We start from the raw sequence: 7,680 nt of genomic DNA on the forward strand, positions 1-7,680 counted from the left end.
AGGTTTTCGGTAGTATCCCAGTTAACACTCTCTTCTTTACAAGGCCGTAATGTACCGGTTGATGGCATCTGAGCAATTTGACGTGCGCGAGCCTTGCCCTGCCAGGTGAAGCTGTAGCGCTCATCTGAATCATCAACGGCTTCACCCAGCACCGCTTTTAAAACGTCAAAGTCAATCTTTCCTTCCGAAAATGCCTCTGGGAAAAGCTGTTTAAGTTGATCGACATTTTCTTGGGCGATACGTGATTTACTTCCCATATATTTCACTGCTCCGCCTCCCGCTCTGTTGGTGCAGCCAGAAAACAAAAAGGCCGCCTGAGCGACCTCGTAGTTAATAGTGTGCCCGAGGGCGGTAGATACACCGTGCGTACTGATAGCAGGTATAACCCTGCATGATTTCAGATGTTAAATTGTGATCCTGCCAATATGAGCGTTTGCGGTCGGCTGGAATAGGTAAATCCGCAACGCACCCAACACTAACGGTAGTTGGCGACCAAAAAATGAAAAAAGGCCACACCGAAGTGTGACCTGTACTGTGTCATTTGCTGACCGTTCACCCCTGTTTGCGTCTCAATACACCCCCGTGTAGCAAGATTTTAACGTTTGTGAACGGTCAGCGAATGGCATAGATAATTGTACGAATTTAGCGCCTATTTAACATAATGGTCATTTCACGCCCTTGCGTTTTTCAACTCAGCTAAAAACACATGCCTAAGCTCTAAAAGTATCAATCTTCCTACTCATATTAGCCATATTTTTGATATAACATTTTATTAACAAATCGCCACTATTGGAGTTCAGGCAAAACACGATGCCTACGCTCTATTTTCCCCTGTTTTCGATTTTCACCTAAAAAGAAAGGCGCTCAATTTCGAGCGCCTTTTCTCAGGGTGTAAAAAGTCATTTTTATCACAATAGCATAGTTTTTGCGCTGCGCACTAGTTTTTAGCATCTGATTGTTTGTTTTTTAACCATTAAATCCATATCTAACTGAATACATAACATTTCTAGGCAGCCAGCAATAAAACCCTCAGCAACTTGCATTTTATGGCGTACTCGGCTCTCTGACATGCTGTGGCGCTGGGCTATCTCCCTTTTGGACAGACCATGTATGTAATGCTGCTGTATCCACTCCAGCTCCTCTTCCTGTCCAATCATCTGTAGCCGTGCGACACACAGATCGACAATCAATCCGTCCTCATCACTGCATGTCAGCCGGTTGTTACCACTGGCAGGAAATAGGCCGCTAAAACCAGCAGCAACTGGTGACCAGCCTACGCGCATTGGCTCAGTCGACCACCCACCCCATCGCACCAAAACCTGTTGAATATCACGCATTGAATTTTGTCCTGTAGTTTCGTGTAGCTCGAAATATTTATCTAGAAATCGTCTCGCTTACGTGCCGTTGTGCGTATTTGCCGAATCCAAGCCGCAATTTGTTCCCTCGCACCGCAGACTGGAAAAGTTTTCCCAATTAAGAGGTGTAACAACCTGTAACGACCTGTAACAACCTTTTCTTAACCTTTCCTATAGAGCCCTTATATATAATTGGGGGGTAGTTAGAACTAGGTTGTTACGGTTGTTACGGTTGTAATTCTTTTTTTAAATCATACAATTAAATGTAACAACCTCACTTTTCAAGGTTGTTACAGGTTGTTACGTCATCTTCATAAACACGTTGTGACTTCCCGTTTATGCGTCTTAAAACGCGTTTATATCCGCAAACTAGCAAAATTTTGCTAATTCGCATTTCTTCACGTCTTCCAATATTTTTGGGGTCAATGTTCAAAGCCTCGCGCAAAACATCCCCCGCACGTAAAAATTCGCGAGTTCGGGGTATCTCTTCTGTCATCAAATCAGGAGTAACTAACCAACGCTCAACAGTTTCTAGCCACACATCTTTGATGGTATATTGCTCGTGTACAGCCGCGGCTAACCGTTCTGCATCACGAAACCGTATCCCGTCTTCTTCAAAGATCACTTTTGCCTCTGCCCATAGCAGGGTCAGATCGGACTTAATGTCCTCTACTGATATCTTTTTAACCTCTACAGGTAGCCAGCGCCGGTTACCTGTTTTATCGTCCAAAAACTCATCTTCGTTGGTTGTACCGACGAAAAGGGTTCTTCGGGGAAACTGGGTAGCAAATTCACGGTACTTAGGTATCCAATTTTCATGCGTGCGGGTGACAAACGCCTTGATAGCTTCTTGTTCTTTAGTATTCAGCCCTCTTAACTCACTGATTTCAGCCACTAAACGCCCACGCATCTTACGGGCAAGATCATCATCTTTCTCAGCAAATGAGATTTCAGTAAAAAAAGAGGGATCAGGTGAGAGTGCCGCGACCCCGGACGACTTCCCACAGCCTTGTTTCCCCACCAAAACAGGCACCATATCGGCTTTGATACCGGGTTTTAATACCCGTCCAGCTAATGCAGTCCACATATAGCTAGAAACCGCACGTGTAAACGGAGTATCTTCTGTCCCCAAGTGAGTGTGGTAGAACTGTTCAATGCGCGGGACGCCATCCCATTTCAGGCCATTTAGCCATGCGATAGCGGAATCAAATGGATTCTCGTCCGCCGCCAATAACACTGCATCTCGGATCAGCTCGCGGCCTACAGGTTTGAAATTACGTTTCTCCAGTGTGATACGTAGCCGAGCATAATCAGCGTCACCAAATGTTTGCCACTGCTCAGTCCCGGCGGGAGCGAACATGATTTCATCACGGAACTGGTCGAAACGAATTTCCACATCGATAAAATCAGGACGCATTACAGCTTTGGTGACGTTCTCTATTGTTGCCTCGATTTGCCCCCACTTATCACGTTTGAACGAGGGCAAGGGCGCGGGCTCAGTAAGTTCCCCTGTCACATCCTCAAAATCGTCAGCACTGGCAACGGCGGACTGGAAGCGTTCAGCTCCGGGATTCACCCACCCTGCTTTTTGCGCCAACGAGAAAACGGATTGAAAACCTGTCCGTTCGGCGGTGAGCTGTTCCCATTTGTTGGCTGCGGCTTCGACATCACCTTTAGCTGCGATGCCCGACCATTCAACCCATAGCGCCCTGGCCTGCTCTTCGTGGTCAGTATCTTTGAACCACGCCAATCGGTTCCCCATTGCCGCCCACGTAGGGTAATTTTCCGCGTGCTGTAACAGGCTGGGATGCCAGAGCGCCGAGCGAAGATCTTCGAAGGTGTTATTATCTATATTTTCCAAATCCACCAAACGCGTGAGGTCGTCGTGTTCGGTCTCGTCCGGGATTTCAAGCGGTAAGGGCACGGTAGACAACAACGTATCGACATCAACCGCTTGCCCGGTGAAAGACCAAAACTGTGCCCGTTCGTCAGGCAGAAACACCATTTGAGCAGGACGATAAACCGAATCGTCCCATCGCGCCGGACCATCATAGAGCAGATCGACAATGCTCATGATTTCAGCTTGCAATGACTGCAGTAACGGTTGTTTTTCGACAGGAGAGACCGGACGAGACGGGGATAATATGATACGAATACGATATTCCCCCTGTGCAACTGGGTGCTCATGACTGGCCGTAGTGTAAGCAAATCCACGGTACCCGCCTAAAATTTCGTGGATACATTCCCATCCGATCTTAGTGACACCGTCCAGATCTAACGGTAAATAGTATAAGTCACCTGCGCTGGCACTACGGCGACGACGCGCAGTGCCGTTTTTAAACGTATGCCAGATATACGGGAGCCTGCGCTTTTTCGCGTCCAGTATTTCTTTAGTGTCGTTAGGCAAGACGTCGATAGTTGTTCGCTGATCGCGAAGGGTCTGTTCAAATGCGTCGAAGTCCGGTACCGACAATTCACGTGGCTGACCATCCTCGGCACTGGTTCCTAATGAGTATCGGATTTCCATGCACTACTCTCCACACTCAAGCAAAGGGAATAACGAATCTAGAGAGCATTCGACTCCTTGAGTATTTAACGCTGCGACTATCTGCCTACATGAATTGATATTTGGGGTACGCGCACCAGATTCATAATTACCAATACGTGACTGTTTCCATCCTAAAAGCGCCGCTAATTGCTGTTGAGTCAACCCGGCCTGTTTTCTAGCCAAAGATATTTTATTCATTGATATTTCCTCCAACCTCAAATTAAACACGTTATGTGGTCAAAAGTAAACACCCTAAGTGATTGTACAAAAAACACGCTACGTAGTAAAATAAACATATATCACACATTTTAAAACTTATTGTGTTAAGGAATCATTACTATGGAAACTATAGGACAGCGAATAAAGCGATTTCGCGAGCGACTAGATATTAGCCAAACAGAACTAGCCCAACGCTGTGGTTGGGGGTCACAATCTCGCATAGGAAATTACGAGGCAAACATCCGTAAAGTCAGCGTAGAAGATGCGGTAGTCATCGCATCATCTTTAAAAATATCTCCGGGGGAATTGTTATTTGGCACTTCTGATACAGGTTCATTTATGGGTAGTGGAGAACAGCAGCTACCACTAGTTCACTATGACCAGGTGAGCATGTTTACAGACCCAAACCAATTACTCGCCCCCGACAATATTAGCGAATACATCGCGTATAGCGGGATAATGTCTGAATTAGGCTTTGCGTTCCGTATGCAGGGTGATGCTATGAAACCCGAATTTATGGACGGTGATATCATTGTTATTGATCCCATGGTAGCTCCTTCACCCGGTGAATTTACCATAGCTTGTGTTGAGGGGCGTGAAACCATTTTTAGAAAATATCGTTTAAAATCTAAAGGTTCTTTTGAGCTAATCCCTCTCAATTCAGATTACCCAGCCATAGACTCAGACGAATACCCCGTAATTATCATAGGCACTATGGTAGAGCAACGTATAACCCGCCGAAAACGATAGTTTTTAACCTACATATTAAAAACCTGCATAATGGCGGGTTTTTTTATAACCAAAAATTATCACTAAATGTGTTGACAAAACAAACACGAATCATGATTATGAATATAACACAAAACGTGATAATGAAATTTATCACCGCTCTTTAACAATTTGGAAAGTCGGAACAGCACACTACCCCTGTTTAGACCCCTACGCATGAACTGCGACGTACCACCGGACGCGATCCGGTCGGTGGGATGGTTAGCCCCGCACGAGAGTGAGCACAGGCGCGAACGGGTAAATCTGGCAGTGGGTGTGTACGAGCGCAAAACTCAACTAAAAGGAGAAAAAATAATCATGCTTTAGCAACGCGGATAGACCGCGAAGTTTAACTTGAAGCTGCTGTTATGAAGCAGCCCCGAGTCTCCGGTAATGCAGAGTGATGCCAGTCACTTTCCGGTTATGGCTGAGGATAGCAATGGCGATTCCAAAATACGGACTCAAGGGCATGAGCGCGACCACTGCGAGAGTGTGGTTCAATTTTCTTTCACACCCTACTCCCCCTATCAAAAAGCACATCCTGTTTTGTCTAACGCACCCGCCCGCTAATTTCAGTGGGTGTGCTTTTTGATATGAACAATAAGGAGCTTGTGGCATGAAACCAAAAGTAATTCCCGTTGATAAGTATCCAATAAGCAACACCGTTCGTCGCCTGCGCTGGCTACGGAAATGTGAAGAACTCAAGCGCAACCCCGCAACCCAATTCCCGCTTACCCTGTACATTTGAGGTTCGATAACAATGAGTCTGGAAAATACCCTACAAAAAAATAACGCACTTCTGGAGCAACAAAACACGCTAATGTCTCAACTGATTGCGGCACTGGCCAAGGTTGAACCGGCTGAACACTTCATTGATTCAGAAAGCGTTACGCTTTTACCTGAACATGTCGAACAACCCGCTGAAAAGAAAAAATCCAGCACCAAAAAGAAAACCGATAACACGCCCGTTGATATCGAAACTCTGGATTTAGAAACCGTCGTTGCCGTTGCCGTATTGTTCAAAAAGGACGCGTATAACCTGACCGCCGATAAACTGGCACAGGCTCGCGCTGTGATTGAGGCGGTTGGTGCAGACCGTAACGGACAGGTAGACGCCCTAGACTCCGCTCTACAGGGATTGCAGGAACTCAAGCCACTGACGAAAGCCGTTATTTTAGATTTGTGTCTGGAAATGGTCGAAAGTTGGGACGATATCCCCGGTATCACCGAACGCCGCGAATTTGCTGTGTCACTATTAAATGAGGGTAAACAAACAGCCGATACCTCAGAGCCAGAGCCAGAGCCAGAACTTGATTATGCAGCACTCTATGATAAGGCCCAACAAGCACTGTTACGGCTGGCAAAAGGCGGTTACCGCAGCGAGGCTGTGGGTATCGTGGCTAAATTCGGGGCTAAAAAGCTGGGTGATATCCCTCAAGAGAGATTAGCTGAAGTTCTAAAATTAGCCGAAGACGCTTGGATGGAGGAATAACAATGCCGGAGGCACATGCAAAACTATCACCCTCAGCAGCACATCGCTGGCTACGCTGTCACGGTAGCCTGGCAATGGAGGCTGACCTGCCGAATACTGAATCCCCGTTCGCGCTGGAGGGAACAGCCGCCCATACCCTCGCTGAAAATGTATTACGCAACCGCCAAGACCCAACACTGGCAGGCGAGCCATTCACTATGGGGCAAACTACGGCCGAATATCTGGGGCAAAACGTCCTGCTTAAACCTGACACACCGTGCGTTAATGAGGAAATGGTAGAGGCAGTAGGTGAATATGTCGAAACTGTTTGGTCGCTGGCTCAAGGTAATGAATTGCTGATTGAACAGCGCGTCGATTTTTCCGAGGTGATCGGCGTCGAAAACTCATTCGGGACGGCTGACGCTATTATTATCACGGGTAGTGAGCTGCAAATTCACGACCTGAAATATGGCCGGGGCGTAAAAGTGGACGCCGAGGCAAACGAGCAGTTGATGTTATACGCGCTCGGTGCCCTGAATCAGTTCGATATGCTGTACGAATTCGACACAGTGAGGCTATTTATCCACCAGCCCCGACTGAACCACGTTTCAGAATGGTCGGTCAGTGTTGATGAGTTACGGCAATTTGGAGAACGCGCCAGAAACGCCGCCGCATCGGTTATTGTCACATTTAATATTGCCCAAGGTGAAGGCGTAGACACGCTACCTCCTGATTCATTTACTCCGGGGGATAAGCAATGTCGTTTTTGCAAAGCCAAAGGCGGTTTATGTGCTGTAGAAACACAGCATAATTTAAACGTGATTGCGGAAGACTTCGTAGACCTGACCGAGCCGCTAGAACCACAGTTATCTGGTGCCGCCGAACGCATTATCACTCTTGATAATGAAAAGCTGTCAGTGATTTATAACCAACTAGATGTTATCGAAAGCTGGTGCAAGGCGGTTCGCTCTCGTGTCACAGATGAACTGAATTCCGGACATGCAGTGCCCGGATTTAAACTTGTTTCTGGTAAGCAAGGCAACCGTTCGTGGGGTGTTGAATCAGATGCGGAGGACATGTTAAAAACATTCCGGCTCAAGCAAGACCAAATTTATATCCAAAAACTCATTAGCCCTAAGCAAGCGGAAAACCTGCTCAAGAAAGACAGCCCACGCCGATGGGCAAAATTAGAATCACTTATTATTCGACCCGACGGTAAACCCACCGTCGTACCTGAATCCGATCCCCGTCCAGCACTGGACGTTAACCCTATCAACGATTTTGAAGACATATCTGACGATATGTTCGTTTAATTATAT

At 46.8% G+C, this 7,680-nt stretch carries 7 protein-coding genes and 1 pseudogene; 4 read left to right on the forward strand and 4 right to left on the reverse strand.

Annotation, left to right across the window (positions count from 1 at the left end; genetic code table 11):
- The 4 genes and pseudogenes from PSI23_RS19520 to PSI23_RS19535 form a co-directional block, all read right to left on the reverse strand.
- A pseudogene (locus PSI23_RS19520) lies at positions 1-257 on the reverse strand (site-specific DNA-methyltransferase); the annotation flags it as partial.
- Positions 258-944: 687 nt separating this feature from the next.
- A complete protein-coding gene (locus PSI23_RS19525; protein WP_273555016.1) occupies positions 945-1,337 on the reverse strand; it encodes an antiterminator Q family protein in 393 nt (130 codons plus the stop codon).
- Positions 1,338-1,629: 292 nt separating this feature from the next.
- Positions 1,630-3,882: a virulence-associated E family protein gene (locus tag PSI23_RS19530; protein WP_273556639.1), complete on the reverse strand. Its 2,253-nt coding sequence runs from the start codon at positions 3,880-3,882 to the stop codon at positions 1,630-1,632.
- Between the two features lie 3 nt (positions 3,883-3,885).
- Positions 3,886-4,101 (reverse strand): helix-turn-helix transcriptional regulator, encoded by a 216-nt coding sequence (locus PSI23_RS19535; protein ID WP_273556640.1) that lies wholly within the window; start codon positions 4,099-4,101, stop codon positions 3,886-3,888.
- A 141-nt stretch (positions 4,102-4,242) separates the two neighbouring features.
- On the opposite strand from PSI23_RS19535, the gene PSI23_RS19540 reads away from it, so the two are divergent.
- From PSI23_RS19540 to PSI23_RS19555, 4 genes are all read left to right on the forward strand, one after another.
- On the forward strand, positions 4,243-4,872 hold the full coding sequence (locus PSI23_RS19540; protein WP_273556641.1) for a helix-turn-helix domain-containing protein: 630 nt from the start codon (positions 4,243-4,245) through the stop codon (positions 4,870-4,872).
- Positions 4,873-5,506: 634 nt separating this feature from the next.
- Positions 5,507-5,638 (forward strand): hypothetical protein, encoded by a 132-nt coding sequence (locus tag PSI23_RS19545; RefSeq protein ID WP_273555011.1) that lies wholly within the window; start codon positions 5,507-5,509, stop codon positions 5,636-5,638.
- 12 nt (positions 5,639-5,650) lie between these two features.
- Positions 5,651-6,382 carry a hypothetical protein gene (locus tag PSI23_RS19550; RefSeq protein WP_273556642.1) on the forward strand — a complete coding sequence of 244 codons (732 nt, stop codon included), beginning with the start codon at positions 5,651-5,653 and terminating at the stop codon, positions 6,380-6,382.
- Positions 6,383-6,384: 2 nt separating this feature from the next.
- Complete coding sequence (locus PSI23_RS19555; RefSeq protein WP_273556643.1) at positions 6,385-7,674, forward strand: DUF2800 domain-containing protein; 1,290 nt, start codon at positions 6,385-6,387, stop codon at positions 7,672-7,674.
- Positions 7,675-7,680 lie beyond the last annotated feature (6 nt).

The sequence above is a fragment of the Xenorhabdus yunnanensis genome, assembly GCF_028598805.1.
Lineage (GTDB): Bacteria > Pseudomonadota > Gammaproteobacteria > Enterobacterales > Enterobacteriaceae > Xenorhabdus > Xenorhabdus yunnanensis.

Bases quoted from the DNA above. Each gene is read 5' to 3' on its own strand.
- PSI23_RS19525 (WP_273555016.1), bottom strand. From the start codon at position 1,337: ATGCGTGATATTCAACAGGTTTTGGTGCGATGGGGTGGGTGGTCGACT.
- PSI23_RS19530 (WP_273556639.1), bottom strand. From the start codon at position 3,882: ATGGAAATCCGATACTCATTAGGAACCAGTGCCGAGGATGGTCAGCCA.
- PSI23_RS19535 (WP_273556640.1), bottom strand. From the start codon at position 4,101: ATGAATAAAATATCTTTGGCTAGAAAACAGGCCGGGTTGACTCAACAG.
- PSI23_RS19540 (WP_273556641.1), top strand. From the start codon at position 4,243: ATGGAAACTATAGGACAGCGAATAAAGCGATTTCGCGAGCGACTAGAT.
- PSI23_RS19545 (WP_273555011.1), top strand. From the start codon at position 5,507: ATGAAACCAAAAGTAATTCCCGTTGATAAGTATCCAATAAGCAACACC.
- PSI23_RS19550 (WP_273556642.1), top strand. From the start codon at position 5,651: ATGAGTCTGGAAAATACCCTACAAAAAAATAACGCACTTCTGGAGCAA.
- PSI23_RS19555 (WP_273556643.1), top strand. From the start codon at position 6,385: ATGCCGGAGGCACATGCAAAACTATCACCCTCAGCAGCACATCGCTGG.